At 69.9% G+C, this 26012-nt stretch carries 32 protein-coding genes and 1 pseudogene; 15 read left to right on the forward strand and 18 right to left on the reverse strand.

Going from position 1 to position 26012, the window contains the following annotated elements; translation table 11 throughout:
* Positions 1–272: 272 nt before the first annotated feature.
* The 7 genes from OG574_RS20380 to OG574_RS20410 all read right to left on the reverse strand — a co-directional run bounded on the left by OG574_RS20380 (position 273) and on the right by OG574_RS20410 (position 4951).
* Positions 273–1001, reverse strand: coding sequence for a hypothetical protein (locus OG574_RS20380; protein WP_326774404.1), 729 nt, complete (start codon positions 999–1001; stop codon positions 273–275).
* Positions 998–1615 (reverse strand): RNA polymerase sigma factor, encoded by a 618-nt coding sequence (locus OG574_RS20385; protein WP_326774405.1) that lies wholly within the window; start codon positions 1613–1615, stop codon positions 998–1000. Before OG574_RS20385 ends, OG574_RS20380 begins: the two co-directional genes overlap by 4 nt.
* Before the next feature lie 113 nt (positions 1616–1728).
* Positions 1729–2178 carry a hypothetical protein gene (locus tag OG574_RS20390; RefSeq protein ID WP_326774406.1) on the reverse strand — a complete coding sequence of 150 codons (450 nt, stop codon included), beginning with the start codon at positions 2176–2178 and terminating at the stop codon, positions 1729–1731.
* Between the two features lie 152 nt (positions 2179–2330).
* Complete coding sequence (locus OG574_RS20395; RefSeq protein WP_326774407.1) at positions 2331–2789, reverse strand: hypothetical protein; 459 nt, start codon at positions 2787–2789, stop codon at positions 2331–2333.
* A 28-nt stretch (positions 2790–2817) separates the two neighbouring features.
* Positions 2818–3618 (reverse strand): hypothetical protein, encoded by an 801-nt coding sequence (locus OG574_RS20400; RefSeq protein ID WP_326774408.1) that lies wholly within the window; start codon positions 3616–3618, stop codon positions 2818–2820.
* Positions 3619–3729: 111 nt separating this feature from the next.
* Positions 3730–4554, reverse strand: coding sequence for a hypothetical protein (locus tag OG574_RS20405; RefSeq protein ID WP_326774409.1), 825 nt, complete (start codon positions 4552–4554; stop codon positions 3730–3732).
* 178 nt (positions 4555–4732) lie between these two features.
* On the reverse strand, positions 4733–4951 hold the full coding sequence (locus tag OG574_RS20410; protein WP_326774410.1) for a hypothetical protein: 219 nt from the start codon (positions 4949–4951) through the stop codon (positions 4733–4735).
* A 118-nt stretch (positions 4952–5069) separates the two neighbouring features.
* Between OG574_RS20410 and OG574_RS20415 the strand changes: the two genes are divergently transcribed.
* Together OG574_RS20415 and OG574_RS20420 are read left to right on the forward strand one after the other, a co-directional pair.
* The gene (locus OG574_RS20415; protein WP_326774411.1) at positions 5070–5900 is read left to right on the forward strand and encodes a helix-turn-helix domain-containing protein; all 831 of its coding nucleotides are present in this window, start codon (positions 5070–5072) and stop codon (positions 5898–5900) included.
* Entirely contained in the window at positions 5881–6195 is a 315-nt protein-coding gene (locus OG574_RS20420; RefSeq protein ID WP_442816834.1) for a DUF397 domain-containing protein, read from the forward strand. Before OG574_RS20415 ends, OG574_RS20420 begins: the two co-directional genes overlap by 20 nt.
* Positions 6196–6204: 9 nt before the next feature.
* On the opposite strand, the gene OG574_RS20425 is transcribed toward OG574_RS20420, so the two are convergent.
* Together OG574_RS20425 and OG574_RS20430 are read right to left on the reverse strand one after the other, a co-directional pair.
* Entirely contained in the window at positions 6205–6774 is a 570-nt protein-coding gene (locus OG574_RS20425) for a DinB family protein (protein WP_326774412.1), read from the reverse strand.
* Positions 6775–6866: 92 nt separating this feature from the next.
* Positions 6867–7319, reverse strand: coding sequence for a hypothetical protein (locus tag OG574_RS20430; protein WP_326774413.1), 453 nt, complete (start codon positions 7317–7319; stop codon positions 6867–6869).
* 125 nt (positions 7320–7444) lie between these two features.
* Between OG574_RS20430 and OG574_RS20435 the strand changes: the two genes are divergently transcribed.
* The gene (locus OG574_RS20435; protein WP_326774414.1) at positions 7445–7876 is read left to right on the forward strand and encodes a hypothetical protein; all 432 of its coding nucleotides are present in this window, start codon (positions 7445–7447) and stop codon (positions 7874–7876) included.
* A 148-nt stretch (positions 7877–8024) separates the two neighbouring features.
* Here OG574_RS20435 and OG574_RS20440 read toward each other — a convergent pair whose 3' ends face one another.
* Complete coding sequence (locus OG574_RS20440; protein ID WP_326774415.1) at positions 8025–9245, reverse strand: MFS transporter; 1221 nt, start codon at positions 9243–9245, stop codon at positions 8025–8027.
* Positions 9246–9317: 72 nt separating this feature from the next.
* Between OG574_RS20440 and OG574_RS20445 the strand changes: the two are divergent.
* A pseudogene (locus tag OG574_RS20445) lies at positions 9318–9518 on the forward strand (transcriptional regulator); the annotation flags it as partial.
* Between the two features lie 20 nt (positions 9519–9538).
* Here the strand turns inward: OG574_RS20445 and OG574_RS20450 are convergent.
* On the reverse strand, positions 9539–10300 hold the full coding sequence (locus tag OG574_RS20450; protein WP_326774416.1) for a hypothetical protein: 762 nt from the start codon (positions 10298–10300) through the stop codon (positions 9539–9541).
* 227 nt (positions 10301–10527) lie between these two features.
* Here OG574_RS20450 and OG574_RS20455 point away from each other — a divergent pair, with 227 nt between their 5' ends.
* Together OG574_RS20455 and OG574_RS20460 are read left to right on the forward strand one after the other, a co-directional pair.
* Positions 10528–10905 (forward strand): hypothetical protein, encoded by a 378-nt coding sequence (locus tag OG574_RS20455; protein WP_326774417.1) that lies wholly within the window; start codon positions 10528–10530, stop codon positions 10903–10905.
* A 217-nt stretch (positions 10906–11122) separates the two neighbouring features.
* A complete protein-coding gene (locus OG574_RS20460; protein ID WP_326774418.1) occupies positions 11123–13801 on the forward strand; it encodes an FG-GAP-like repeat-containing protein in 2679 nt (892 codons plus the stop codon).
* A gap of 221 nt (positions 13802–14022) precedes the next feature.
* On the opposite strand, the gene OG574_RS20465 is transcribed toward OG574_RS20460, so the two are convergent.
* The 6 genes from OG574_RS20465 to OG574_RS20490 all read right to left on the reverse strand — a co-directional run bounded on the left by OG574_RS20465 (position 14023) and on the right by OG574_RS20490 (position 18456).
* On the reverse strand, positions 14023–14418 hold the full coding sequence (locus OG574_RS20465) for a hypothetical protein (RefSeq protein WP_326774419.1): 396 nt from the start codon (positions 14416–14418) through the stop codon (positions 14023–14025).
* 15 nt (positions 14419–14433) lie between these two features.
* Positions 14434–14787: a hypothetical protein gene (locus tag OG574_RS20470; protein WP_326774420.1), complete on the reverse strand. Its 354-nt coding sequence runs from the start codon at positions 14785–14787 to the stop codon at positions 14434–14436.
* Positions 14787–15344 (reverse strand): hypothetical protein, encoded by a 558-nt coding sequence (locus OG574_RS20475; protein ID WP_326774421.1) that lies wholly within the window; start codon positions 15342–15344, stop codon positions 14787–14789. The genes OG574_RS20470 and OG574_RS20475 overlap by 1 nt, the downstream gene beginning before the upstream one ends.
* A gap of 74 nt (positions 15345–15418) precedes the next feature.
* The gene (locus OG574_RS20480; RefSeq protein ID WP_100594755.1) at positions 15419–15928 is read right to left on the reverse strand and encodes a hypothetical protein; all 510 of its coding nucleotides are present in this window, start codon (positions 15926–15928) and stop codon (positions 15419–15421) included.
* A gap of 102 nt (positions 15929–16030) precedes the next feature.
* Positions 16031–16720, reverse strand: coding sequence for a DUF4328 domain-containing protein (locus OG574_RS20485; RefSeq protein WP_326774422.1), 690 nt, complete (start codon positions 16718–16720; stop codon positions 16031–16033).
* Positions 16721–16836: 116 nt separating this feature from the next.
* Entirely contained in the window at positions 16837–18456 is a 1620-nt protein-coding gene (locus OG574_RS20490) for a beta-N-acetylhexosaminidase (protein WP_326774423.1), read from the reverse strand.
* Between the two features lie 327 nt (positions 18457–18783).
* On the opposite strand from OG574_RS20490, the gene OG574_RS20495 reads away from it, so the two are divergent.
* The 5 genes from OG574_RS20495 to OG574_RS20515 all read left to right on the forward strand — a co-directional run bounded on the left by OG574_RS20495 (position 18784) and on the right by OG574_RS20515 (position 22952).
* The gene (locus OG574_RS20495; protein ID WP_326778554.1) at positions 18784–19383 is read left to right on the forward strand and encodes a 2-oxo-4-hydroxy-4-carboxy-5-ureidoimidazoline decarboxylase; all 600 of its coding nucleotides are present in this window, start codon (positions 18784–18786) and stop codon (positions 19381–19383) included.
* A 149-nt stretch (positions 19384–19532) separates the two neighbouring features.
* Positions 19533–19913, forward strand: coding sequence for a succinate dehydrogenase, cytochrome b556 subunit (gene sdhC, locus OG574_RS20500; protein WP_100594758.1), 381 nt, complete (start codon positions 19533–19535; stop codon positions 19911–19913).
* 8 nt (positions 19914–19921) lie between these two features.
* Entirely contained in the window at positions 19922–20410 is a 489-nt protein-coding gene (locus OG574_RS20505) for a succinate dehydrogenase hydrophobic membrane anchor subunit (RefSeq protein ID WP_326774424.1), read from the forward strand.
* Positions 20411–20433: 23 nt separating this feature from the next.
* The gene (gene sdhA / locus OG574_RS20510) at positions 20434–22188 is read left to right on the forward strand and encodes a succinate dehydrogenase flavoprotein subunit (RefSeq protein ID WP_326774425.1); all 1755 of its coding nucleotides are present in this window, start codon (positions 20434–20436) and stop codon (positions 22186–22188) included.
* Positions 22188–22952, forward strand: a complete 765-nt coding sequence (locus OG574_RS20515; protein WP_116510811.1) for a succinate dehydrogenase iron-sulfur subunit — start codon at positions 22188–22190, stop codon at positions 22950–22952. Before sdhA ends, OG574_RS20515 begins: the two co-directional genes overlap by 1 nt.
* A 77-nt stretch (positions 22953–23029) precedes the next feature.
* On the opposite strand, the gene OG574_RS20520 is transcribed toward OG574_RS20515, so the two are convergent.
* Positions 23030–23464 (reverse strand): Lrp/AsnC family transcriptional regulator, encoded by a 435-nt coding sequence (locus tag OG574_RS20520; RefSeq protein WP_100594762.1) that lies wholly within the window; start codon positions 23462–23464, stop codon positions 23030–23032.
* A gap of 110 nt (positions 23465–23574) precedes the next feature.
* Between OG574_RS20520 and OG574_RS20525 the strand changes: the two genes are divergently transcribed.
* The 4 genes from OG574_RS20525 to OG574_RS20540 all read left to right on the forward strand — a co-directional run bounded on the left by OG574_RS20525 (position 23575) and on the right by OG574_RS20540 (position 25987).
* On the forward strand, positions 23575–24504 hold the full coding sequence (locus tag OG574_RS20525) for an SMP-30/gluconolactonase/LRE family protein (RefSeq protein ID WP_326774426.1): 930 nt from the start codon (positions 23575–23577) through the stop codon (positions 24502–24504).
* A 44-nt stretch (positions 24505–24548) separates the two neighbouring features.
* Positions 24549–24950, forward strand: a complete 402-nt coding sequence (locus OG574_RS20530; protein WP_326774427.1) for a VOC family protein — start codon at positions 24549–24551, stop codon at positions 24948–24950.
* Between the two features lie 111 nt (positions 24951–25061).
* Positions 25062–25472 carry a hypothetical protein gene (locus tag OG574_RS20535; protein WP_326774428.1) on the forward strand — a complete coding sequence of 137 codons (411 nt, stop codon included), beginning with the start codon at positions 25062–25064 and terminating at the stop codon, positions 25470–25472.
* A 5-nt stretch (positions 25473–25477) separates the two neighbouring features.
* The gene (locus OG574_RS20540; RefSeq protein WP_326778555.1) at positions 25478–25987 is read left to right on the forward strand and encodes a thiol-disulfide oxidoreductase DCC family protein; all 510 of its coding nucleotides are present in this window, start codon (positions 25478–25480) and stop codon (positions 25985–25987) included.
* Positions 25988–26012: the final 25 nt, after the last annotated feature.

Raw genomic sequence — 26012 nt, forward strand, 5'->3', positions numbered from 1 at the left:
CCGCTCACCGACGCGAACCAGCACGCTACGGCCTGATACGGCTCCCCGTCCACGTTTGGTACAACCCGCAACTAGCACGTGACACAACGCGGTGTGACAGAAAACGCACGCGCGGCGCTGAAGGTAGTACGGGCCGCCGCGCGGCCCGTACCGCGCGACGGCCGGGGCCTCTCCTGTGGGGGGTGGCGGCCTCGGCCGTCCCGGCGGTGCCCTTCGGAGGTGCCGCCCCCGCACCCTTACGCGCTGGGACTTCCCTGCTTCTTGGGGTTCCGCTACTTCTTGGGATTCTTCGCCCCGGTCGGCTTCGGGCCCGGGTGCCCGCTCTGCTGACCTTCGGCTTTCCCGCCGGCCGCTTTGTCGCTGCCGTTGCCGCCATTGCTGCTGCCGGTCTCCTGGCGGGCCCGCTCTGTCGCGCAGTACGCGTCCACGGACGCCTCTCCGCCCGCCTCCGCGAGGAAACGCTGCCAGGCGGGCGAGTCGAGCGCCTCGCCCCGGCCCCGTACGGATGCGTACGCGTGGCACTTGGCGAGGGTGTCACCGGCCCGGTCCGGGTGGCCGGGGGACAGGCCCGGCGCGTGGGACGGAGCGGGCACCGTGGCGGGTGGCCCGACCTGCTCGTGCGTGGGCCGCCCGGGGGAGCCGGCGGCGCTCCGCCTGGGCGTCGGCCGCTGTTCGGCGTCGTCGCCCGGGGCGTCCCCGACCGCGCCGATCCCGGCCATCGCGACGCCGCCCAGCGTGACACCCGCGACCAGCGTGCCCACGGTGGTGCGCAGTGACCAGCGGGCGAGGCCCCGGGGGCGCGGACGCCAGTCGTCGCGGCGTCGTGTCCTGGCCGAATGAGCTCCCTGGTCGCGGGCCTCGCGGAACGCTGCGACGGCCCGTTCCTGGGCGCCGTCCCGCTGTTTCGCCGAGCGTACGGCGGCGGCGAGCAGAGTCTCGAAGCCTCCGGCTCCTTCCGGGCCGGCCGACCCATGGTCCTGCCTGAGTGGGTTGTCAGTCATCTCGACTCCCCCAGCGTCGTGGGGCCGTCATCCGTCACACCTCGCGCGCCGAGCCGGTCCGCGAGTTTCTTCAGGCCCCGGTACGCGGCGGTCCGCACGGCGCCCGGGCGCTTGCCGAGGACGCGCGCGGCGGACGGCCCGTCGAGCCCGACGACGACGCGCAGGAGCACGGCTTCGGCCTGGTCGCGCGGAAGGTCGCCGATCAGCGTGAGCGCCTCTGCGGTGGAGATCGTCTCGAGGGCCTGGTCGGACGTGCTGTGGGTGCCGGGGAGTTCGAGCATGTCCTGTTCGAGGCCGGAGGGGCGCGGGCGCACCTTCTGGCGGCGCAGCAGGTCGAGGGCGCGGTGCCGGGCGATGGTGGCGGTCCAGCCGCGGAACCCGGAGCCGTCCCCGCGGAAACGTCCGAGGTCGCGGGCTATCTCCAGCCAGGCGTCGGAGGCCACGTCCTCGGCCTCGTCGCCGACGAGGCCGCGCAGATATCCGAGGAGGCCGGGCTGCACGAGCCGGTACGCGACCGCGAAGGCGGCCTCGTCCCCCTCCTGCGCCCGCGCCACGGCCATGCCCAGCTCCTCGTCGCGCGCGTGCGTGCGACGGGGCTCCCCACCCTGGCCCAACCGTTGTCCTCTTCGTACGTCTGCGTACTGACCTGACGCGGCACAGATCAATGCGTCCATGCCCTCACGGTCATCAGCGTCCCGGCCCACAGAAATGTCACTGGGCGCACATGTCACAGGGCGGCGCAGGTCTTGCCCTTCCCCCGGTCGCCGCCGCGTCCGTGGAGGGTCAGGTAGAAGGTCTGGAGGGATTCCTCGCGGCCGAGTTCGAAGCGGTTGACGACTTTGCCGAGGGGGTTCCACACGCGCCCGTCGGGCATGCGGACGCCGGCGGGCTGGCCGAAGTAGGCGCGCTGGGCGGCGTCGAAGTCGACCCATACGGCGCCGGCCCGCCGCACGAGCACCTCCCCCACATACGCTCCGATGCCGAACAGGGCCCCCGCGACCGACGCCCGGTCCGCAGTCCCTTTACGCAGGCCGTCGACGAGGAAGTCCGCGACGCGGAGGCTGGTGACGGTGTAGTCGAGCGGGAGCCGGTTGCGCGCGGTGGCGTGTGCGACGAACCCCGCGGCGTGCCGCCGCATGTCCGCCGCGTTCGGCTCAGGCTTGTGGCCAGCTCCCATGACGTCCGCCCCTCATCCAGTTCGGGGAGCGGCCTGCGCGACTCCCCGCCTGGCCCAGCGGCTGACACCACGCAAGCATCACGCTTCGCGCACATGTCGCTTCTCACATGAACAGTTACCCAAGCCCGCACAACCTTTGAGGCAGTTGCGCGTCAGTGCAGAAACCCGGCCAGCCGGTCCCGCGCAGGAACCGAAAGCCGGTCCACCGCCATGTCCTCGAGCGTGACGCGCAGCATCTCCGGCTGCATCAGGGGGATGGCCGCGACGAGGAGTTCCTCACTCGCGTACAGCGGCTCCACCAGCTGGTAGAACACGGCGGATGCCACGGGCTGGGTCGAGTTCAGGAGCAGATTCTCGGTGAACTCGGCGCATCGGCCGAGCAGTTCGGTGTCACGCTCCGCCTCGGGCATGAGCAGCTCGGGCCGGACCAGGTCGCGGAAGACCACGTCGCGCAGGAAGTCGTAGAGATCGAACCATTCGAGATCCCCGGAGACGGCCTGCTCCGCGGACATCCCCGCCACGGCCTCGATCCCCTCCCGGGACTCGGGGACCATGATCAGGAGGAGGCCGGGGATCTGGTGTCTGCCGATGCGGGACCCGGGCGAAGTCATTTCCCGGACCTTACGCGCTCCCCGGTCTTCAGCGCGGAACCGGCCCGGCCGCCTGCCCTCCGCCCGCGGTCGCGCTCTCCGGTCGTGGGTACATCAGCACCGCCGCGCACGCCACGGCGGGAAGTCCGACGGCGGGCACGGTCCACCACGGGATGCCGGTCCACACCGCCGGGAGCCCCACCCCGAAGCAGACAGCGATGCCGGTGAAGAACAGCCGCCTGCCGTACGGGTCCCAGGTGAAGGGCGCGTAGGCGCGCGGGCTGACCAGGCGTACCGCGCCGAACGCGAACGCCTGAGCCGCGAAGAACGCGGCGAGCATGCCCATGGCGGCGTTCATCTGGATCTCGTCACGGGGTGCCTCCGAGGTGTTCTGCCGGATGCCGTCCTTGCTGAGTACGACGATGTCGCGGCGCCAAGCGGTGGCGGTGACCCGGTCGCCCGGCTTCAGGCGCTCCAGGAGCGGCCCCGGGTCACCGAAGTCCACGACTCCCTGCCAGGAGTCCCCGTCCTTCAGCGTCGCCTTGTAGCGGGAAGTCTTCCCGACGTTCTTGATCTCCGCCTTCACCACGGTGAGATGCCAGGTGCTCAGGCAGTCCGTCGCCGTCGCACGAGCGGGGCACGGCTCGGCTGCCACGTAGTCCCGGTAGCGATCCCTGTCGGAGGGCAGCCACCATGAGAACGCGATGTAGCAGAGCACCGCCGACATCAGAGCCAGCAGGATCAGCAGCACGCCCGTGGACCGGATCCGGCCCGGAGACCGCCGACGGGCACCGTCCTTGTCCAGCCGCCCGCCCACGCCCTGAGCCGTAGCCCTCGCCCGTACCGTCATGGCCCACCCCCTCCGCCTCATCCTCCGTGAGACGGAAGCGGGGATACAACGAGGTCGGACGGCAGTCCGGGGGAGCTAGCGGCTTCCGCATCCCGGCAACAGGAAGCGGGCCTACAACCGTGCCGAGCCGTCAGGCACTCGCCCCCGCATGCACTCGCCGCAGAACTCCTCGTCGCCCTCGGGCCGGAACAAGCGCGCCTGCGTATGCACGCCCTCGCATTCCCGCAGTTGGGCGATACGTGGCTGTACGGGGCCGGGGCGGCGGGACTCTTCCTCGACGGGCGCCGGTGGTACGTCGCTCAGGATGTACCGCAGCAGGCCGCCCGGCTTATGGATCGGCTGCTTCGGGCCCGGCAAGCTGCGCCGCACATGTGCCCGTACGCCACCAGGTGTGTGCCCCGCCTCCAGCCAGGCGCTTGCCAGTGCCGCCAGCTGCGGCAGTATGCCGCGCGGCACACGGAGCCTCGGCTCCAAGTCCAGGATCATGGCGATGAGTTGGCGCCCGGCCTCCGTAGCCGCGGGCGCCGCGGGCGCCTCCGCCTCCGGAGGCGTCCCGGGATGGTGGGGGGTGTTCTCAAGAACGGGTTTTTCTGGATGACGGCCGACGGCCCGGCCGGTCGGCTCACCGGCGGCCGGGTTTCCGCCCGCCGGAGCCCCGTCCCGTAAGGCGAGCGCCTGCTCCGGCTTCAGCGGCACATTCGAGACGAGCTGCACGGTCGACCACAGTCCACGAACGCCCTGTTGGCGCCACTCGTGCAGATAGCCCTCGCGCTTCAGTTCGCCCTTGGCGCGGTTGAAGGCGCACTTGCCGATCCCGGCCTGACGGGCGGTTTTCGACAACGGGTCCTTGGCGTCACCAGGGAGCGACAACTGCCAGGTCAGCAACCGTACGGCGTCCGACGAGAGGCGCGGATGGCGGAGGATTTCGTTCGGCACCTGGCTGAAGAAACGGGCAGGCGCGATAGCATGACGGAGCATTTTCCGGTGGCGCTTTCCACTGGTGATGAAGGCCCTCTTCGCTGGCTGGAACCGGCGTTGAGGGCCGCCTCATGTGAGGCGTGCTGTCGCGCTCACCGTACCGCAACTTGCGTATGCGAACGGTCACTTGCCGTAATCACCACTGCCCGCCGTATCTCTGCGCACGCTCCCGCAGCCACGCCCGCACCCAGACCTCTTCACTCTCCGAGGCCGGCCGCAGGTCTCGCGCCGCGATCGTCGCCACGAAGTACACGAACCGCACGCGCCGCGATTCCCCGTCGACGCCGAGCGCCTTGCCGGGCCCGTAGACGTCCGTACCGGTGTGGGCGACGAACGCGCCTTCCCCGTGTTGCATCGACACTGCCTCTCGATCTCGCTCTGCGTAGGAATTCGGTCACAGAGTGAGGTCGCCACAGCTAGGCTCGCCAGTGGTCCGAGCGTGACAACCCAAGTCGCACATACGGGAGTTGCGGATGGCGATCGAGGACAATCCCGGTTCCCGGACGAGTTACGGGGATGAGCTGCGGCGGCGCCGGGAGGCCGCCGGGTTCACGCAGGAGGAGTTGAGCGCGCGGGCCATCATGTCGCGCACGCACATCGCCCACATCGAGGCGGGGCGCCGCCGGCCGTCACTTGAGGACGCGCGACGCCTGGACCAGGTGCTGACTACGGGCGGGGTATTCGAGAACTTCCTGCCCACGCAGGGAGAGGGCAGCGTCGCCGAACACTTCGCGGAAGCATTGGAGTTGGAGCGTCAGGCGACGGTGATCAGGGAGTATGCGCCGAAGCTTGTCCCGGGAGTCCTTCAGACGGAGGCGTACGCCCGCGAAGTCCTCCAGTCCGGCTTCCCGCCGAAGACGGATGAGGAACGTGACAGGCTCGTTGTCACACGACTGGACCGGGCGCGCATCCTGGACAACTTCGCTTCGCCTGTTGCCTGGTATCTCCTCGACGAGGCGGTACTACGACGCCCGGTGGGCGGCCCGGCCGTGATGTGCGAGCAGCTCTGTCACATCGCCGAGTTGGGCGAACGTCGCCGCATTCGCGTGCACGTGCTACCGCTCTCGGTAGGCCTGCATGCCCTCCTGGAGGGGTTCGTCTCCTTGATGTGGTTCGAGGACCTGCCTCCGGTCGCGTACGTCGAGGGCCTGAAGACGGGCCGGGTCCTTGAACTCCCGTCCGTGGTACGTGAATGCCAGGCGGTCTACGATCACGCCATGGGCGACGCGCTGTCGCACGGTAAGTCGCTGGCCCTGATCAGGTCCGTCGCGGAGGATTACGCACATGACGCACAGCAGCAGTGAGCAGCAGCGGCATCACATCCGTGTCACCGACGCATCGACCCTGCCCATGTGGCGCAAGTCCAGCTACAGCGGTGGCAGCAGCGGCGAGTGCCTCGAAGTCAGCGACGCCTGGCGCAAGTCCACGTACAGCGGCGGCGACAGTGGCCAGTGCCTCGAAGTCAACGACCACGCCTGCGCCGCCCACGTCCCCGTACGGGACAGCAAGAACCCTCACGGTCCGGCCGTCGTGTTCACCGGCGGCGCGTGGACGGCGTTCCTCGGTGCGGTGAAGGCGGCCGGCCGCCCGCGCCCCTGAGCGGCGGGCCTACTGGCCCACCCTCCCGTCGATGCACTCGCGCAGCAGGTCGGCGTGGCCGCAGTGGCGGGCGTACTCCTCGACCCGGTGCACCAGCAGCTCCCGGACCGCGATCCCGTCCTTCCCGAGACGCTCGCCCAGATCCGCGTGCCCCGCGAGCGCGGCGTCGGTCGCGGCCTGCTCGCGTTCGAGATCGGCGTACGCGGCGTCGATCACGGCCTGCTCGGCGACGGCGCCGTTGAAGTCCCCGTCGGGCTCGCCGTACAGCTTCGGCAGCGGTTCGCCGTCGGTTATCCAGTTGAGCCAGTCCCGCTCCGCCTCGGCGAGGTGCCGGAGGAGGCCGAGCAGCGACATCGTCGACGGCGGCACCGACCGCCGGGCGAGCTGCTCCGGGTCCAGGCCCTCGCACTTCATGCGCAGGGTCAGGCGGTAGTCCGTCAGGAAGGTCCGGAGCGTCTCCAGCTCGCCCTCCGCGCTGACGCCTTCGCTGCTGCGGGGGTCGTCGTCCGGGTCGGCCCACATGTCGGGGTAGACGCTCGCCTGGCTCCATCGTGCGGGTTGGTCAGTCATACGTCGCATGGTTGTCGGTGGGGGGCCTGGCTCGCCACTGATTTGCGGTACGCGTGTCCGACGGAGCCCTGCGGGACTGCGGACGTGCCGTCGCCTCGGAGCTACTCCTCGTCCTCGTAACTCTGGAACCAGTGCGTGTCGTAATAGCGGGCGACCGAGTGCGGATGCGAGCGCTCAGTGAGCATGCGGAAGACGAACTCGGCGGCCGTGCCGTCGAAACGGGTCCAGGAATCCGGGATGTCCTCCGACGCCAGGACGGGCCAGCGGTCGGGGTCGTCGCCTTCGGTGAGCCAGTAGTACTGGTCCACCTGCTCGGACGACGCCCACTCCAGGAGTCCGCCGGGGGCCGGGTAGATGCCGTACGGCCTCCACAGGCTCGTACCCGAGCGGGCCGCGAACCCGGCCAGATGCTCCGCGTTCTCCACGAAGTCCATGCCGGGGACATCGGACTCGGGCACGTAGAGGGTGAGGAAGCCGTCGAAGGCGCCGTATCCGAAGATCTCGGCAAGCTGCTTGAAGTCCGTGGGCAGCCGGGTGCCGAGCCGCGCCTCCACGCATCCCAGTCGACCGTACGGGCCTCACCCGCCCACCCGGTCACGGCCACGACCCGCTCGACCCACGTGGCGTCGTCGGACAGCTCCTCCACAACGGGCACGTCCCGCTCGGCGACGAGGACGACGTGCCGTATGTCGTCCCCCACCCGGACCGTCCCGGCCCCGATCCACTGGTCGGCGTGCGCCCAGGCTCGCATGTCGATCACGTCGGTGCCGAAGGGCGCGAGCAGGGGCAGCCCGGTCGTAGCGTCCACGGTGGGATCGGCGAAGCCGCGCATGGCGAGGTTGCGGGACGCCCCGTACCGGCCGCTGATCCCGTCGATCAGTTCGAGGAGGCCGAGCTCTTCGGAGAGGGCGAGGCATACGTGTCCCGAGCCGTGCCCCTCCTCGCAGCACTCGAAGCGCCGAGCGCCTTTGCCGACCAACCGCGTTACAGCATCAACGAGTTCATCCGGTTCCATGCCCGCCTCTCGCCTCCTGCTCTCGCCTCGCGCAAATCTGCTGTCTTCCTTGATCGCCCCCATGAGTGCCACCCAGCACATGGCGTAGCCGAGTGAGCGATTCACGAGCGACTCCTCCGGTTCTCCTCAGGGAAGCCGGGCCGGTTCTACAGCACGCCACCCTCAGCGCGCGAGCGGCCGGAGCTTTCGGACATCGCTACGCGTGCGGCGCGCTCCTCGCATCAGGACGCCTGTAGGAAACGCCCTAGTCCGTGACGGCGGGTTCCGGCAGGACGTCCGGGCGTGTCCCGGGGACGGTCGGCCGTCGCTCCTCACGCCTGCCCAGCGCCGCGAGAGCCAGCGTCACGGTGACCGAACCGGCCGCCATCAGCGTGATCGCCGTGGCGGAGGAGGTGAGTTGGGCCAGCGTGCCCGCGAGGAGGGCGCCGATGCCTTGGAGGGCGGCCATGCCGGTGGCGTGCAGGCCGAGGGCCTGGCCCGCGAGGTCGTCCGGGGTGAGGGACAACAGACGTTCCTGCAGGACCAGACTCGCGGCGAAACCGACGGAGGCGACGGTGACGGCCACCGCCGACAGCGCCACTCCCGGCCGCAGGACGAAGAACAGGTAGGGAGCCGCGAGGAGCAGTCGCAGCGGGGTCGCGAGACGGGGGCGCACCCCGGGCGGCACCAGGCGGCCCACCGCCATGTCACCCACGAACATGCCCAGCGCCCCGACCGCGTACAGCGTGCCGGCGGCTCCGGGAGCGTAGGAGACATAGAGCGAATCGCTGCCGACGATCAGGCCATTGGGGACCCACAGGCCCAGGTACGCCAGGCGGCGGGGGCGCGAGGACCACAGGAGGGCGTTGGTGCGCCAGGTCGCGGCGACGGACGGGCGGCCGGAGGAGCGCGGAGCCCGCGCCATGAGGCACAAGCGGGTGACGAGGGCCGACGTCACGTACAGCGCTGCCGCGAGGAGCAGACAGGTCCGTGGGGACAGGAGCGCAAGCAGTACACCGCCCGTCGCGAAACCGGCCATCTGCGTCAGGCCCCAGAGCATGTTGTAGATCGAACGGCCAAGCACATAGCCGTCCTTCGGCAGGATCTCGTTGAGCAGCCCCCCGCGCACTCCCCCGCCCAGCGACGCAACCAACCCCTGCCCGAGTACGACGACGAACACCGCCCAGACCGGCAGCCCGGGCAGCGCGAGGACCGCCGTGCCGGCCGCGAAGGCGAGGGCGAGGCCGGACAGGACCGCGCGCGGGGGCAGGCGGTCGGAGCCCGAGAGCAGGAACGCGCCCCCCAGCAACTGCGCCAATTGCGGCCCGAACATGCTCACCGCCGACAGGAGCGGGGAGCCGGTGGCCCTGAAGACCAGCGTGCCCAGGGCCAGGCCGCCGATCGTCTGGGCGGCGGCGAAAGCGGCGAAGGAGAGCAGGAACGGGGCGAACTCCGGCGTGCGGAACAGGGTGCGGTAGCTGCGCATGCATCGAAGTCTGGGAGCGGACTGGGGGTCGTGTTCACTGTTTCGCCGACACGCGAAAGGTCGTACGTGCGCATGGGCTTGTGGCAGATCGACGCGGACAGCCTCGCCCGCAGCCGGTTCGTGCTCCCGCCGTTCGCCGAGCCCTTCGCGAGCCTGAGGCTGCTGCACGCGGGAACCGGTTCCCATCCGGGCGAGGATGCCTGGCTGCGCACGCACCTGCCCGGCTACCGTGCGCGCCTGGCGGCCGAACCGGTGGCCGCACCCCTCGTACAGGTGGTCGGGCTGAAGGCCCGTCAGCCCACGTCCGCGGGCAGGCTGATGCTCTCTTTGAACACCCCGCCATTCACCTCGCTCACGTCCTGCCGGTAGTTGATGTACCCGTCGTCGTGCGGAATGAGGAAGGTGAACCCGAACCGATGGGCTTTGATCCGCCCGGTCCTGGCGTCCAGGGTCAGCGTCTCGTTGAACCAGGCGAGCGTGATCTCGGACTTGCTGGTGGCGATGCCGGCGCCCTGGAGCTGGGTGAGGATGGGGTCGAGCTCGCGGACGGCGGTCTTCACGTAGGCGCGGTCCTGTACGTCCTTCAACGCCGATGGCGGAAGCTTGATTTGAAGCTCGGCCGTGTCGCCCTTCTTCACCACGGTGACGTCCTTGTTGCCCGCCTTGAGATAACCCCGGTACGCGTCGATGGCGGCCACCGAGTCCTCGACCTTGTTCTCCATCGCGGGGTCGGTGGAGGCGCCCTTCTTCCAGGCGGCGGTCCCCTCCTTGACGTAGGTCGTACCGCCGACGACAAACACCTTCTCCGCCTTCTGTACACCCTTGCTGCTGGTGATGACACCCTGCGAACGGAAGGCCTCCGGCTTCCCGGTGCGCGACACAGTGGCCTCGTAGGACGCGCCGCTCTCCTGCTCCTGGAGCTTGAGGACCTCTTCGCCCTCCACGGCGAAGGTCCAGCCGGGTTCGGCGGCCATGGCTTTGTCGGCGAGGTCGAGGAAGTCGGCGGGGGTGGTGGGCGCGGAGGCTTTCGCCTCTCCCTTCGCCTTCTCCTGCACCTTCGCGTCAGCCTGCTTCGTTGCGGTGGGCCTGGCCGCGTCCGAGCCACCCGCCCCCGCGCCGCAACCGGCCAACACGACGCACAGGGGCGATATAGCCGTCAGACATCCCAGACGAAATCTCTTCACTTTGCGGCCTACTCCTCGTCCTCGTAACTCTGGAACCAGTGGGTGTCGTAGTACCTGGCGATCGAGTGGGGTGCGAGCGCTCGGTGAGCATACGGAAGATGAACTCGGCGACGGTGCCGTCGAAGCGGATCTACATCTGCCACATCGCCGCAGGCGCGAAGGGGTCCTGGCCGGTGGACGGGTCGGACGACGACGCGGATGCGCGATGCATCACGATCTCCTCCGCCCGGATGGACATCCGGATCTGGTCGCGTCTGCGGCCGTCCGTCGACCGGTTCGGGTCCGCCGTCACCGTCGCCGGTCTCACCGGGGACGGCGTCGCAGGCCTCGCGATCGGCGCCGAGGGCGAGAACGCGGGCGACGGGACCGTGATGACCGTGGGCGGCGGGACAGGTGCCTCTTACAGGCCCACCGCGCTCGGGACGGCCACCGGTGCCGGTATCGGTGACGAACCGGACCCGGTGACTTACGGGTGATTATCGGGCGATTTCCAGGTGGATTCCAGGTGACGTGCAGCACACCAGCACAACCAGTGACGTTTCCCGATGGTCGATCGCTGGATAGAGCAGCTACCCGTGTGACGGGTGAGGCATTTGTGAACTTATTCGAGGGGTGGGGCATTTGAGCCCGCGTAATCCGCGTGCGCGCAGATCACATGCGTACAAACCGCTGAGTCTCAAGCGCAGGGCCTGGGTGACGGTGGGGGCCGTCGTCCTCGGTGGCGCGGGCGTGGTGACGTACGCCGTCGCCAGCCCGGAGGCGTCCGGCGGCTCCGGCCCCTCCGCGACGACTCCGCGGCCGGTCAAGGTGCGCTCCGCCGAACTGAAGGCCGACGGCAGCACCAAGCGGGAACTCCCGCGCACCGGCACGGAGCCGTTCTCTCTGGTCGGGGTGACCTGGGACAAGCAGAGCGCCGAGCTCAAGGGCACCGCCCAGGTCCGCACGCGCAGCAGCGTGACCGGGAAGTGGACCGACTGGGTGTCCGTGAACACGGACTCGCACCTGCCCGACCCCGACACCGCCGAGAGCAAGAACGGCGTGCGGGGCATGTCCGAGTCCCGGTGGGTCGGGCCCTCGGACGGCGTCGAGGCCCGCGTGGTCGCCGCCGACGGGTCGTCGACCGCGCTGCCCAAGGGGCTCACCCTGGCGATGGTCGACCCGGGCGTCACCTCGAAGGAGGCCAAGGAAGCGAAGGCATCCGTCGCCTCCGGTGGGCCGCAGAACGCGGCGTACACCACCGACCTCGACGAGTCCCCCTCGCCGTCTCCCTCGGACTCCGCCACGGAGAGCCCCTCGCCTTCGGCGTCGCCCAGTGACTCGGCTCCGGCCGGCTCCCCGAGCCCGTCGGACTCCGCCTCGGCGAGCGCGAGCCCCAGCCCGTCGCCGACGCCCACCAAGCCCCCGGCCCCGCCCTCCACGGTGAAGCAGCCGCCGATCATCATGCGGTCGGAGTGGAAGCCGGACACCTCTCTCGCGGTCAACTACAGCCCGCCGGAGTACATCGACAAGGTCCAGGCCGCGTTCATCCACCACACCGTGGACGCGAACAACTACAGCTGCGCCGACTCGGCCAAGCTGATCCGTGCCGACTACGCGTACCACGTGAAGCCGGAGCCGGACGGCAACGGCTGGAAGGACATCGGCTACAACTTCCTGGTCGACAAGTGCGGACAGATATTCGAGGGCCGCGAGGGCGGCATCGACGAGCCCGTCCTCGGCGCGCACACGTACGGCTTCAACTCGTACTCGACCGGCATCGCGATCCTCGGCAACTTCGTGGACTCCAAGCCCTCACGGGCCGCGATGGAGTCCGCCGCACGCATCGCCGCGTACAAGCTCGGCCAGTACGGCGTCGACCCGAACGGCTCGGTGAACCTCGTCGCCGCCGCTGACACCGGCGTCTACAAGACCGGCCAGACCGCGACCCTGCGCACCGTCTCCGGCCACCAGGACGCGTACGCCACCGAGTGCCCGGGCAAGCAGCTCGAGGACCGGCTCGGCACGATCCGCTCCTTCGCCGCCGGCGCGGGCCGCAGCTCCGCCATCCCCACCGCCGACGTGAACCGCGACGGCATCAGCGACCTCGTCACCGGCCTGCCCAGCGCCTCCAGCGGCGGCCGCGTCGTCGTCGTGCCGGGCGGCGCGAGCGGCCCCGACAGCGCCAAGAAGATCTCGCTCACGCAGTCCAGCCCGGGCGTGCCCGGCACCGGTGAGACCGGTGACCAGTGGGGCGCCGCCGTGGCCACCGGCGACATCAACGGCGACGGCTACGCCGACCTCGCGATCGGCCAGCCCGGCGAGAACGACACCTCCTCGCACGCCGACCGCGGCGCCGTCACCATCCTGTACGGCCCCGCCTTCACCACCGGCGCGCAGATGAACCTCGACGAGGGCTTCTACGCCAACGGCGCCAAGTACGGCTCCGCCGTGGCAGTCGGCGACTTCAACGCCGACGGCAAGGCGGACGTCTTCGCGTCCTCCACCGGTACCGGCGGCACCTGGACCGCGCGCTACGCCGAGGGCCAGGAGAGCAGCTCCAACATCACCAGCGGTGACACGGCCCTCTCCTACGAGGACGCCACCAGCGGCGACTTCAACAAGGACGGCTACGCGGACGTCGCGCTCAACTACCGCGACTCGACCTCCGTCGGCCGGGTCGTCTGGTTCAAGGGCGGCAGGAACGGCCTGACCAAGGCCGGCACGCTCTCGGTCAAGGGCGGCCGCTCCATCGCCTCCGGCGACCTCAACGGCGACAGCGTCGACGACATCGTCATCGGCCAGCCCTACACCGCCGAGTCCGGCGCCTACGCGGGCGGCCAGGTCACCGCGGTCTACGGCTCGAAGATCACGTCCACGACGCCCGGCGGCCTCACCGCCACGGGCGCCAAGACGATCCACCAGGCCACCAGCGGTGTCCCGGGCGCGGCCGAGTCCGGCGACGCCCTCGGCAGCTCCGTCGCGGTCGGCGACTACAACGCCGACGGCTACGCGGACGTCCTGGCCGGCGCCCCGAACGAGGACATCACCCGCACCAGCAACCGTTCCAACGCGGGTACGTCGCTGCTGTTCAAGGGCTCGTCGACCGGCCTCACCGGCACCGGCGCCATCGCCGTATCGCAGGACGAGCCCGGTGTCCCCGGCTCGACGGAGACCAACGACAATCTGGGCTCCGCCGTCTCCCTCACCGACCTGACCGGCTTCGGCCGCGCGGACCTGGTGATCGGCGCCGCGGGCGAGGACGCGGGCAACGGCACACTCCTGTACGTCCCGAGCAATAGCACGGGGCTCGGCCTGTCGACGTCCAAGTACTACGGACTGACACAGCTCGGCACCGCGACGGGCAACCACCTGGGCACCACGCTGGCGCCGTAGGACTGTCCTGTAGAACCTCTCGCCGCGCGGCTCCCGACACTCTCGGGCAACCGCGCGGCGAGAGCCGTTTCGGCCCCCGACGGTCACGTCCGCTTTGTGCCCGCACTTGCGCCGCCACGCCCGAATGGGCTACTCACTACCTTCCACGGAATTGGACCCGACCGCAGGAGGGGGCGGCCGGGCCCGGTTCCGTTCGGGTCCGTGTCGTCGGATCCGTGTGCTCAGACTCCGGCGGTGTTCTCCTCGAACGACACCGCCACGAGCCGGTCGCTGAACCGCTTGGGGCTCTTGACCCCCTCGACCAGCGCGCGCTGCGCACGGACCGCCTCGTCGGTGAGTGTGACCGAGACGACGGGACAGTCCTCGATCCGGTTCGTGTGCGAGGGCGCGCAGCTGCCGATGTCCGCCCGCGTATGTCCCGGGCAGACCGCCCGTTCGGGCAGCTCGATCTCCAGATCCAGGTTCCCGATGTCCGTGAAGCGGTAGCCGCCCGAAGTCGGCGGGACAGGCCGCCGCTTCGCCCCCTTCGTCACCTGCGCCGTCAGCCCGCGAGCCGACGCGATACGGCCCTCACCGTGCGGCCCGTACACGTCGACCGTGATCCGCCGCCCGCCCACGGGGCGCGGCCAGCGTCAGCGGCCGCGCCCCGGGTCGATGACCGCGCTGACCGTGAAGGCATACGGCCCGTCGAAGTCCGGGCCCGAACGCGAGTACCCGTAAGAGGTGAGCACGAGCGCGGGCGCGGGCGCCTGCTCGCCCTCGCCGCGTGGCGCGGGCCTCGCAGTCCCGGGCGCACCGCACCCGGCCAGCGCCGCCGTGCTGCCGTCGGGCAGCGCGACATCCTTCAACACCCCTGGGACGACGTGGAGTCGGCCCGTCGGATCGTCCGGCATGCCCCGGTGCGCGGCCAGCGCGACGAGTGCCGCCACGACCGGTAGCGCGAGCGCCGCCCGCGCCCGCGGGGAGGGCCCGGAGATCCCGTGCATCAGACGCGGCCCCGCGCCCGCCGCGACACGACGGCCCGCAGGATGCGCCGGCCCTCCGTCGACACGTCGAGCGCCTGGCGCAGGCCGCCCGTGCCACGGCCCGCGAGCAGCTCAAGGATCCTGACCTGACGCCGAAGCTCGGCCGCCACCAGCGGGGACATGCCGTCCGTGCGGCCCTCGCGCCGGGACCGTACCGAGCCCGCGCCGTCCTCCATCGTGTCCAGCATGCGGTGGATCTGGAGCGCGCCGACCGAGCAGGCGTCGGCCCACTCGCGCAGCGCGGGCGCCGACGGGGTGTCCGGCACGGCGGCCAGCATGCGCCGGGCGAGCCCGGACGCCTCGTCCGCGTCGGCGTCCGGCCCGGCCGGGAACGCGGCCCGCGCCTTCGCCAGGCACTCGCCCCACTCCGGACCGCCCTCGGCGAGGCTTGCCCACAGCGGGCGCAGCGCCTCGTCGTCCTCGGCGCCCAGCAGCGGCACACAGCGGTCGAGGCAGGCGAGACCGCTGGCCGCGAGACCCCGCTCGTCGGCCTGCGCGATCAGCTCCACCAGGCTCATGAAGTACGCCCTTTCCCTGCCGACCCGGCATTTCGTCTCTACTGGGCTCTACTGCGTGCCGGGGCGCAGGAACGTCACAGCGGTGCGACGCCGAGCCGGTCCAGGAAGCGGAAGAAGAGCGGCTCGGCGAACGGGTCGGGGTCCTGGCCCAGGACGTCGGCGAGCGGACCCTGCTCGACGGTGCGGCCGCACTCCTGCGCCCACGCGACCGCGCGCCGCGCGGCGTCCGCGGGCTCCAGGAAGTAGTCCTCCAGGGTCAGTTCGTCCGCGGAGAGATATCCGGCCATGGCATCGCGCGCCAGACACGTGGTCCACGCGCCGCTCTCCGGCGCGGCCGCCTCGATGACGACGCAGTCGCTGTCCATGACGTAGCCGAACAGGGCGGGCGCGCCGGTCTCGGTGGCCAGCGCGTTCATGCTGCCGACGTCGTGGCGCCGGTCCCCGCCGTCCGGGCACTCCCAGACCTGCCAGCCGTCGGCCCGCCGCTCCAGGAGCGTGAGCCCGTCGCGCGCCCCGCCCAGCGCGTCGAGCTCGGCGAGCGGCCGCTGACTCCTGGCCACGACGTAATAGCCCCAGTAACCCATGCCGGTGTCCCCCCGGTGCCTTCGAAAGCGGCTGATCTCGGCTCGGGCCGAATACACCACAGCCGTACGTGGCTCCGCCACCGAAAACACAGATCCGGCGATTCAGGCAGGGAACGGCGCCATCGCGGGCCCGCGCAGAGCCTTCTCGTCCTGCATGCGGGTCAGGGCGCGGACGAACATGATGGCGGCGACGGCGGCAGCGATGTCGAGCGCGTCGGAGAGCATCAGCATCTCGGTGGCCGTCTTGATCTCGCCGATGCTTTCGGCCTTGTCGTACTGGCTGCCCGCGAGGCGGCCGATGACATTGCTCACCAGCCACAGCGACCACCAGCTGTTGATGACCTTGCGCGAGTACTTCCGCGGGATCAGGTCGGCCTCCGGAACGCTGGCGTCCCAGGTGTCGGTGGCGACCTGGCGCGGCGCCCACAGGTTCATGACGGGCACGAACCAGCCCCAGGAGGCCCAGCCGCGCGACCTGCTGTGCCCGTCGGGCCGGAACACCTCGGCGTTGATGCGCACCCGCCGGAACCACACGATGAAGACGACCGCGGTCGCCACCATGGCACACAGCTGTGCGACGGCCGCCGCCGAGTACAGCGAGTCGATGCGGTCGGCGTCCGCATCACTGCCCGCCGAGAAGCGCCCGGCCACGAAGTCCGCCGCGAGACTGCGCTGCTCGAACCCCACCCACAGCGCGAACAGGTCGATCGCGGCCGTCACCCCCAGCAGGACGACGACAGCCTTCGAGACGCCGACCGGCGACTTGAGCACAGGAAAAGTACTTTTGGACACGACGGACCCCCCACGGGTTCACGGTGAGCCGGTCGCGCGCATCTCCCCAGAGCGCGTCGATCACCGGCCAGCGGAACATACGGTTCAGGCCACCGCGCTGTCCACTGCTTAGCCGCTCAGGATCCCAGCCGGTTCGCGAGCGCCACGAACTGCGGCCACGTGAGCGGCGGTTTGCCCGGATACCAGAGCTTCTGGATCGTGGCCCGCAGCGGCATGCGGATGCCCTGCGCGACCTGCGCCTCCGTCTGCGAGTTCGCCAGGTCGCACCACACGGCGAACGTGCCGCCCAGGATCTGGCTGTCGTACCTCGCGGGCACCGGCGTCGTGCCGCGCACGACGAGCGGCGTCCAGCTCTCGTAGATCCGCTGCCCGGTCGGGTACACGAAGTTGTTGGGCTGACCGAGGACGTAGTAGAGGAACTCGTCGTTGTAGTTGGTCATCTTGCGGCCCTCGGCCAGGTACTCCTCCGGCGGGCGCGCCCCGATCTCCTTGCCCGTCCAGTAGGCGACCTCCAGGCTCTTGTCGGCCTTGACGACACCGCCCCGGAAGAACCCGTCGTTCCACGCCTTGAGGGAGCGGTCGAACGGCTTCATCGTGGCGACCCGGTCGTTCAGCCAGCCCGTCGTGAGGTCCTCGACCGTCGCGTTCGCCCCGTACTTCTTCTGGGCGGCGGCCGCGAGCTGCGGGAAGGACGCCTCGGGGTTCTTCACCGTCAGGGCCTGGTACTCGTCGCCGCCCAGGTGCCAGAACGCGCCCGGGAAGAGGGGAGCGTACTCACGCAGCAGATCGTCGACGATCTTCGCCGACTCGGGGTTCGAGATGTCGACGGCGCCGCGCGTCGCGACACCTGCCGTGTTCCGCAGCTGGAGCTCGGGGTGCGCCGCGATCACGGCGCCGAGGTGTCCGGGCGAGTCGATCTCGGGGATCACGGTGATGTGCCGCTCGGCGGCGAGCGAGACGATCTCGCGGACCTGCGCCTTGGTGAGGTGGTCGGGCGAGACGATCTCGGGGTGCGAGTCCGACTGGATGCGGAAGGCCTGGTCGTCGGAGAAGTGCAGACCGAACTGGTTGTACTTCAGGTCGCCGATCTCCCGGATCTGTTCCTTGATCCATCCGACCGTGAAGGGCTTGCGCGCGATGTCCAGCATGAATCCGCGCTGCGGCTTCGCCGGCGCATCCTTCACCACGCCCTCCGGCGCGGTCCCCCCGCCGTGCACCTCCTGCTTGAGCGTGCGCGTGCCGTAGAAGACACCCGCGTCACCCGGCCCCACGATCCGCACCCGGCCGTCCTTCACGGTCATCGTGTACGACTCCGGGTTGCCGCTCCCGCCGAGCGCCAGCTCCACGTCACCGGCGCCGGCCTTGACCTTGCCCGCGTACTTCAGCTTCAGCTCGTCGGCGATGAGCTTGCCCTCGTCGGAGAGCTTCGCGTCCCCGATGACGACCCGGCCGCCGGTGGGGCGCCACCCGGGCCCGCGCGCCGCCGCGTGCTCGCGCACGGAGGGGATGGTCTGCGGGGTTTTCGACAGGGCGTACGACTTCGAGGGCGAGGGCTCCGCCGAGGTCTGGGCCGAGTCGGAGGTGGGGGACGCGGACTTTCCGTCGGAGGGGCGCCCGGCACGGGTGGCGCTTGTGCCGCCCCCGTCCCCGGCGCAGCCGACGAGGACCATGGTCAGCGCGACCGTCCCCGCCGTGACGACTCCCGCGCCGACCGTCGATCGACTCCGCGTGCCCATCAGTGACCGCCCTCCGGTTTCGACAGCAACCTCGAGATCGAATTCCGCGTCCTAGGAGGCGACCGTAAGGCCCCGCTCCCCCGACCTCCCGTCCACCACACGCCCCCAAACTCTCCCGTCCGGGTGAAATCGGTGCATCCGCCAGACAGCTCCAAGCCCGGATCGCTAGCGTGTACGCACATCCGTCACACCCTCACCACATGTCCCGTGACACTCCTGACTGACGTCTCGTCCCAGTGTCAGCCCAGTCACGTCCCACGTCTCGCCGAGGAGCGCACGCTGCCTTCGCACCGTTTCTCCCGCCTCCCCGGGCATGCCGCCATACCGGTGCAGTGCTCACCAGGGCATGCGTCGCCGCCGCAGTCGTCCCCGCACGGCCTGACGCGGTTCAACACGCTGCCCGCGACCGAGGCCGAGCGCGCGCTCCTGACCTGCTGCGGATCACTCCACTGGGCCCGTCGCCTCGTCGCCCACCGGCCTTACCCGGACCTCGACGCCCTGCTCGCCGCCGCCGACGAGGCGGTCTACGACTTCGCGCCCGCCGACCTCGACGAGGCCCTGTCCCGCGAGTCGCTCCCCCTGACCCCGCACCGCTCGTACTCCGTCGCGCACACCGCGCTCGGCGCCGCGCACAGCGCGTACGAGAGCCGCTTCGGTCACGCGTTCGTCATCTGCCTCGACGGCTACGGGCCCGACGAGGCCCTGGACCAGCTCCTGGCCGGAATCCGGTCACGCCTTGGCAACGATCCCGAGGAGGAGCGCGTCCTGTCCTGGGACGAGCTGCGACGACTCGCCCGGGGACGACTCGCCCGGCTCGTACGGTCGCTCGATGCCCGGACAGAGCCCCAGGAAGCGATAGACCCGCAGGAACCAGCGGATTCCGGGCGCCCCGACAGCGCGTCCGATAGCCCGTACGTGGCTGTTTGATTGCCTGTTTGATCACACCGGCGGCCCCCGGGCGAGCGAGCCGACAACTCGTCGATACGATGACGAGCGGCCGGTGGACCGTACCCGGCCGGGCCCGACCGACAGAGAAGCCGGCGCGGCCCCAATCCCCGCTCCCGGAGGGTTCTTCCGTGCCGGCTGGAACGCTGTACCGCGGCCGGGAAGGCATGTGGTCGTGGGTGGCTCATCGAGTCACCGGTGTCCTCATTTTCTTCTTCCTGTTCGTACACGTCCTGGACACCGCTCTCGTCCGCGTCTCCCCCGAGTCGTACGACGACGTCGTTTCCACCTACAAGACGCCGATCGTCGCTCTCCTCGAGTACGGCCTCGTCGCCGCCATCCTCTTCCACGCGCTCAACGGCCTGCGTGTCATCGCCGTCGACTTCTGGTCGAAGGGCCCGCGCTACCAGAAGCAGATGCTCTGGACCGTCGTCGGCATCTGGGTCGTGCTGATGGTGGGCGCGCTGTACCCGGTCCTCGGCCACGCCGTCCGTGAACTCTTCGGGAGCTGACGCCAGACATGTCTGCTGACACCACCCCTGCGAAGACGCCCGGCGTCGGACCCGTCGAGGGCGTCGCCGTCTATGACGTCGACAACCCGGCGCCCTTCATCGAGGCCCCCCGCAAGCGCACCTCGAGGACCCCGCGCTCGACGCGCGGCAACTTCGAGATGGCCGCATGGCTCTTCATGCGCCTGTCCGGCGTCGTCCTCGTCGTCCTGGTCCTCGGCCACCTGCTCATCCAGCTCGTCCTCGACGGCGGCGTGAGCAAGATCGGCTTCGCGTTCGTCGCGGGCCGCTGGGCCTCGCCGTTCTGGCAGGGCTGGGACCTCCTGATGCTGTGGCTCGCGATGCTGCACGGCGCGAACGGCCTGCGCACGGTCATCAACGACTACGCCGAGCGCCCGAACACGCGCCTGTGGCTGAAGGGCCTCCTGTACACCGCCACGGTGTTCACGATCCTGCTGGGCACGCTGGTGATCTTCACCTTCGACCCGAACATCCGATAGGCACGGGGCTGAGGCAACCACTCATGAAGATCCACAAGTACGACACCGTCATCGTCGGCGCCGGCGGCGCGGGCATGCGCGCGGCCATCGAGTCGACGAAGCGCAGCCGCACCGCGGTCCTGACGAAGCTCTACCCCACCCGTTCCCACACGGGCGCGGCGCAGGGCGGCATGGCCGCCGCGCTCGCCAACGTGGAGGAGGACAACTGGGAGTGGCACACCTTCGACACGATCAAGGGCGGTGACTACCTGGTCGACCAGGACGCCGCCGAGATCCTCGCGAAGGAGGCCATCGACTCCGTCCTCGACCTGGAGAAGATGGGCCTGCCGTTCAACCGCACCCCGGACGGCACCATCGACCAGCGCCGCTTCGGCGGCCACTCGCGCAACCACGGCGAGGCCCCGGTCCGCCGGTCCTGCTACGCCGCGGACCGCACCGGCCACATGATCCTTCAGACGCTGTATCAGAACTGCGTGAAGGAGGGCGTGGAGTTCTTCAACGAGTTCTACGTCCTGGACCAGCTCATCACCGAGATCGACGGCGTCAAGCACTCCGCCGGTGTCGTCGCGTACGAGCTGGCGACCGGCGAGATCCACATCTTCCAGGCCAAGTCGGTCATCTACGCCTCGGGCGGCACCGGCAAGTTCTTCAAGGTGACGTCGAACGCGCACACCCTGACCGGTGACGGCCAGGCGGCCTGCTACCGACGCGGTCTGCCGCTGGAGGACATGGAGTTCTTCCAGTTCCACCCGACCGGCATCTGGCGCATGGGCATCCTTCTCACGGAGGGCGCCCGCGGTGAGGGCGGCATCCTCCGTAACAAGGACGGCGAGCGCTTCATGGAGAAGTACGCGCCCGTCATGAAGGACCTCGCGTCCCGTGACGTCGTGTCCCGCTCCATCTACACGGAGATCCGTGAGGGCCGCGGCTGCGGTCCCGAGGGCGACCACGTCTACCTCGACCTCACGCACCTCCCGCCGGAGCAGCTCGACGCCAAGCTCCCGGACATCACGGAGTTCGCGCGCACGTACCTCGGCATCGAGCCCTACACGGACCCGATCCCGATCCAGCCGACCGCGCACTACGCCATGGGCGGCATCCCGACGAACGTCGAGGGTGAGGTCCTGTCGGACAACACCACCGTCGTCCCCGGCCTGTACGCCGCCGGCGAGGTCGCCTGCGTGTCCGTGCACGGCGCCAACCGCCTGGGCACCAACTCGCTGCTCGACATCAACGTCTTCGGGCGTCGTGCGGGCATCGCGGCCGCCGAGTACTCCGAGAAGGCCGACTACGTCGAGCTGCCCGAGGACCCGGCTTCGATGGTCGTCGAGCAGGTCGAGCGCCTGCGCAACTCCACGGGCACGGAGCGCGTCGCGGTGATCCGCAACGAGCTCCAGGAGTGCATGGACGCCAACGTGATGGTGTTCCGCACCGAGCAGACGATCAAGACGGCCGTCGAGAAGATCGCCGAGCTGCGCGAGCGGTACCGGAACGTCTCGATCCAGGACAAGGGCAAGCGGTTCAACACCGACCTCCTGGAGGCCATCGAGCTGGGCAACCTGCTCGACCTGGCCGAGGTCATGGCGACCTCCGCCCTGGCGCGCAAGGAGTCCCGCGGCGGCCACTACCGCGAGGACTTCCCGAACCGCGACGACGTCAACTTCATGCGCCACACCATGGCGTACCGCGAGGTCGGCGACGACGGCTCCGAGTCCATCCGTCTGGACTACAAGCCGGTCGTCCAGACCCGCTACCAGCCGATGGAGCGTAAGTACTGATGGCTACCCCGACCATGGACAAGCTCGAGGCTCTCGAGGCGGACAACGGCTCGCACCTCATCACGGTCACCTTCCGCATCCGCCGGTTCAACCCGGAGGTCTCCGCGGACGCGGTCTGGGAGGACTTCCAGCTCGACATCGATCCGAAGGAGCGTGTCCTCGACGCCCTCCACAAGATCAAGTGGGAGCTCGACGGCTCGCTGACCTTCCGGCGCTCCTGCGCGCACGGCATCTGCGGCTCGGATGCCATGCGCATCAACGGCCGCAACCGCCTGGCCTGCAAGACGCTGATCAAGGACATCAGCCCGGAGAAGCCGATCACGGTCGAGGCCATCAAGGGCCTCACGGTCCTCAAGGACCTCGTGGTCGACATGGACCCGTTCTTCCAGGCCTACCGGGACGTCATGCCGTTCCTGGTCACGACGGGCAACGAGCCGACGCGCGAGCGTCTGCAGTCCGCCGAGGACCGCGAGCGCTTCGACGACACGACCAAGTGCATCCTGTGCGCCGCGTGCACGTCCTCGTGCCCGGTGTTCTGGAACGACGGCCAGTACTTCGGCCCGGCCGCGATCGTCAACGCGCACCGCTTCATCTTCGACTCGCGTGACGAGGCGGGCGAGCAGCGCCTGGAGATCCTCAACGACAAGGACGGCGTGTGGCGTTGCCGCACGACGTTCAACTGCACGGACGCCTGCCCGCGCGGTATCGAGGTCACCAAGGCGATCCAGGAAGTCAAGCGCGCGCTGATCACGCGACGCTACTGACCTTCCCGGTCGTACATCTCGTACAGCCCTGAGGGCCCCGCTCCCGGTTTCGCACCGGGGGCGGGGCCCTCGGCGCGTCACGTGACAACCGGCCGCTCGAAGAACGTCTCCAGGGCCACCGTCGCCTGCGTGCCGCTGACGCCCTCGATCGCGTACAACCGCCGGAGCACGTCCTGGAGTTGCTGCGTCGTCTCCGTTCGCACCTTCACCAGGACCGACGCGCTGCCGGCGATCACGTGCGCCTCCTGGATCTCAGGGATCGCGGCGAACTCCCCGGCCGACTCGCCCATCCACGACGACGACTCGACCATCACGAACGCGAGCACCCCCTGCCCGAGCGCGGCCGGGTCCACGTCGACGGTCGTCCGCCGGATCACGCCCCGCTCGCGCAGCTTGCGCACCCGCTCGTGGGCCGCGCCCGCCGAGAGGCCGACCTCCTTGCCGAGCGCCGCGTACGCCGTCGTCGCGTCCCGCTGGAGCAGCGCGACCAGCTTCCGGTCGATCTCATCCACTGCCACTGTGACCCACTCCCGCTCCGCCGACCATGGCGTAACCGTATCCCGTTCTGCCATAGTCCCATACGACAGGATGTCATTCGGTCTATAGTTCCTGGGGGATAACCATGTCTGGCCAGAACCAGCTCAGCGTGTACGAGATTCTGGACGAGCGCTTCCGTACCGGACGGTGCGCTTTCGGGGACGACAGCCTCACCACCCTGCACACCGGCAGCCGTTGGGCCGAAGGCCCGGTCTACCTGCCCGCCTGGCGCCAGCTCATCTGGAGCGACATCCCCAACGACCGCCTGCTGCGCTGGGACGAGGCGACCGGCGCGGTCAGCCTCTTCCGCACCCCCGCCGGACACACCAACGGCAACACCCTCGACCGCGAGGGGCGCCTCATCAGCGCCGAACAGGGCGGCCGCCGCGTCACCCGCACCGAGGCCGACGGCCGGATCACCGTCCTCGCCGACCGCTTCGAGGGCAAGCGGCTCAACAGCCCGAACGACGCGGTGGTCCGCTCGGACGGCTCGATCTGGTTCTCCGACCCGGACTTCGGGATCACCAGCGACTACGAGGGCTTCCGCGCCGAGTCCGAGATCGGCGCCAACAACGTCTACCGGATCGACCCCGCCACCGGCGAGGTGCGCCAGGTCGCCGACGGCTTCGGGGCGCCGAACGGCCTCGTCTTCTCGCCCGACGAGCGCCAGTTGTACGTCTCCGACACCCGGGCCGGATGCATCCGCGTCTTCGACGTCCAGGACGACGGCGAGAGCCTGAGTGACGGCAAGGTCTTCGCGGAGACCAGCGGCGACGACGGCCGCTTCGACAACATCCGCTTCGACGACGGCGGACGGCTGTGGGCCGCCGCCATGCACGGCGGTGTGCACTGCTACGACCCGGACGGCACGCGGATCGGCCGCATCAACGTCCCGGAGCCCGTCTCGAACGTCGCGTTCGGCGGCCCCAAGAACAACATCCTCTTCATCACCGCGACGACGTCCCTGTACTGCCTGATGACCTCCGTGACCGGCGCGCCACGTATCCGCCACTGACGATGTACCGTCCCGTTCGCCTGAAGCATGGCTAATCTGACGGTATGTCACTTGAGCTTGAGCTGCTCGGCTTCGACAACGTGCTGTTCCCCGTCGGCGATCTCGGCGAGGCGGTCTCCTTCTACGAGCGGGCCGGCTTCCACGTGAAGTTCCGCCTCGACGAGGCCGGGATCGCCCTCCTCGAAGCCGGCAAGGAGACGCCCGGCGTACTGCTGCGCGCGGAGGAGGACTTCGACCGCCGGCCTCCTTCGTGGCCTGGGCCGCGCGTATGGCTGGAGGTGCGCGACGCGAAGGCGGCGGCCCGCGCGCTGACGGAGGCCGGGATTCCGCCGGTCGACCCGCCGTTCTCCACCTCCACCGGTTACGTCGTGGAGTTCGCGGATCCGTGGGGCAACGTCATCGGCCTCACGGACTATCTCAAGCGGCCTGAACTGGCGCGGAGTTGATGGCCGGGCTCGTCGATCCCCGTCGGCCGACCCTCGCTTGAACATGTTCAAAAACAGGTCTACAGTCCTTCTCGACAGCGTTTTTGAACGCGTTCAAGGAGGGGTGGGGAAATGGACCTCACAGTCATCGCATACGTCGTCTACCTCGTCGTCAGCATCAGCCTGACCGTCTGGGTGGCGCGCACCCTGAGCCGTAACGGAAGGGTCTTCCTCGCCGACGTGCTGCACGGGAACGAGAAGCTCGCGGATGCCGTCAACCATCTGCTGGTGGTCGGCTTCTACCTCGTCAACCTCGGCTTCGTGGCGCTCTACCTGAGCGGGGACGACGACATCGCCGACACCCGCGGCATCTTCGAGGCCCTGTCGACGAAGCTCGGCGTGGTGCTCCTGGTGCTGGGGGTCATGCACCTGGGGAACGTGTGGGTGCTCAACAAGATCCGGCGGCGGGGGGTCATGGAGCGGGAGCAGCAGCCGCCCGTTCCCCCGCAGGGCTGGGCCGCGCCGCCGGTGGCCGGGGCGTGACGGCGATGAGCGGGGTCGCGGACCGGGGCACCACGGGGGCCCCGGTCCGCCGGCTCGTCCTCCTCTACGACGCCCAGTGCCCGCTCTGCACATTCCTGCGGAACTGGCTCGCCCGGCAGCGGCAGCTCGTCCCGCTCGACCTGGTGCCGGCCGGGTCCGAAGAAGCCCGGCGCCGCTGCCCCGGGATCGACCACATCTCCACGCTCTCGGAGATCACGCTCGTCGGCGACAGCGGCCAGATCTACCGCGGGCCCGCCGCCTGGGTCGTCACCCTGTGGGCGCTGTCCGAGTACCGGCCGCTGTCCCACAAATTCAGCACCCCGGCCGGCGCCCGCCTCGCGCGCGCCGCGGTCCTCGCCGCCGCCAAGTACCGCCAGGCGCACCGGGACCAGCAGGTCAGGAAGGCCGGGGGCAGCGCCTACCGCAGGGGGGACGGCTGGGTGTACGACCGCGTCGACGGCTGGACGTACTACGGCCCCGCGGCCTGCGACAGCGGCTGCCCCGTGCCCGATTAGGCTCTGAGCGTGCCAGCAGAGAAAG

Origin of the sequence: Streptomyces sp. NBC_01445 (assembly GCF_035918235.1) — a bacterium.
Lineage (GTDB): Bacteria > Actinomycetota > Actinomycetes > Streptomycetales > Streptomycetaceae > Streptomyces.

What these genes read in the sequence shown, in the direction of transcription:
- OG574_RS20505 (WP_326774424.1), top strand. Translation starts at nt 19,922, where the DNA reads ATGTCTGCTGACACCACCCCTGCGAAGACGCCCGGCGTCGGACCCGTC.
- OG574_RS20415 (WP_326774411.1), top strand. Translation starts at nt 5,070, where the DNA reads ATGGCGATCGAGGACAATCCCGGTTCCCGGACGAGTTACGGGGATGAG.
- OG574_RS20480 (WP_100594755.1), bottom strand. Translation starts at nt 15,928, where the DNA reads ATGGGTTACTGGGGCTATTACGTCGTGGCCAGGAGTCAGCGGCCGCTC.
- OG574_RS20475 (WP_326774421.1), bottom strand. Translation starts at nt 15,344, where the DNA reads ATGAGCCTGGTGGAGCTGATCGCGCAGGCCGACGAGCGGGGTCTCGCG.
- OG574_RS20425 (WP_326774412.1), bottom strand. Translation starts at nt 6,774, where the DNA reads ATGCGACGTATGACTGACCAACCCGCACGATGGAGCCAGGCGAGCGTC.
- OG574_RS20530 (WP_326774427.1), top strand. Translation starts at nt 24,549, where the DNA reads ATGTCACTTGAGCTTGAGCTGCTCGGCTTCGACAACGTGCTGTTCCCC.
- OG574_RS20440 (WP_326774415.1), bottom strand. Translation starts at nt 9,245, where the DNA reads ATGCGCAGCTACCGCACCCTGTTCCGCACGCCGGAGTTCGCCCCGTTC.
- OG574_RS20525 (WP_326774426.1), top strand. Translation starts at nt 23,575, where the DNA reads ATGTCTGGCCAGAACCAGCTCAGCGTGTACGAGATTCTGGACGAGCGC.
- OG574_RS20395 (WP_326774407.1), bottom strand. Translation starts at nt 2,789, where the DNA reads ATGACTTCGCCCGGGTCCCGCATCGGCAGACACCAGATCCCCGGCCTC.
- OG574_RS20515 (WP_116510811.1), top strand. Translation starts at nt 22,188, where the DNA reads ATGGCTACCCCGACCATGGACAAGCTCGAGGCTCTCGAGGCGGACAAC.
- OG574_RS20390 (WP_326774406.1), bottom strand. Translation starts at nt 2,178, where the DNA reads ATGGGAGCTGGCCACAAGCCTGAGCCGAACGCGGCGGACATGCGGCGG.
- sdhA (WP_326774425.1), top strand. Translation starts at nt 20,434, where the DNA reads ATGAAGATCCACAAGTACGACACCGTCATCGTCGGCGCCGGCGGCGCG.
- OG574_RS20410 (WP_326774410.1), bottom strand. Translation starts at nt 4,951, where the DNA reads ATGCAACACGGGGAAGGCGCGTTCGTCGCCCACACCGGTACGGACGTC.
- OG574_RS20400 (WP_326774408.1), bottom strand. Translation starts at nt 3,618, where the DNA reads ATGACGGTACGGGCGAGGGCTACGGCTCAGGGCGTGGGCGGGCGGCTG.
- OG574_RS20380 (WP_326774404.1), bottom strand. Translation starts at nt 1,001, where the DNA reads ATGACTGACAACCCACTCAGGCAGGACCATGGGTCGGCCGGCCCGGAA.
- OG574_RS20535 (WP_326774428.1), top strand. Translation starts at nt 25,062, where the DNA reads ATGGACCTCACAGTCATCGCATACGTCGTCTACCTCGTCGTCAGCATC.
- OG574_RS20540 (WP_326778555.1), top strand. Translation starts at nt 25,478, where the DNA reads ATGAGCGGGGTCGCGGACCGGGGCACCACGGGGGCCCCGGTCCGCCGG.
- OG574_RS20455 (WP_326774417.1), top strand. Translation starts at nt 10,528, where the DNA reads ATGAACTCGGCGACGGTGCCGTCGAAGCGGATCTACATCTGCCACATC.
- OG574_RS20490 (WP_326774423.1), bottom strand. Translation starts at nt 18,456, where the DNA reads ATGGGCACGCGGAGTCGATCGACGGTCGGCGCGGGAGTCGTCACGGCG.
- OG574_RS20420 (WP_442816834.1), top strand. Translation starts at nt 5,881, where the DNA reads ATGACGCACAGCAGCAGTGAGCAGCAGCGGCATCACATCCGTGTCACC.
- OG574_RS20470 (WP_326774420.1), bottom strand. Translation starts at nt 14,787, where the DNA reads ATGCACGGGATCTCCGGGCCCTCCCCGCGGGCGCGGGCGGCGCTCGCG.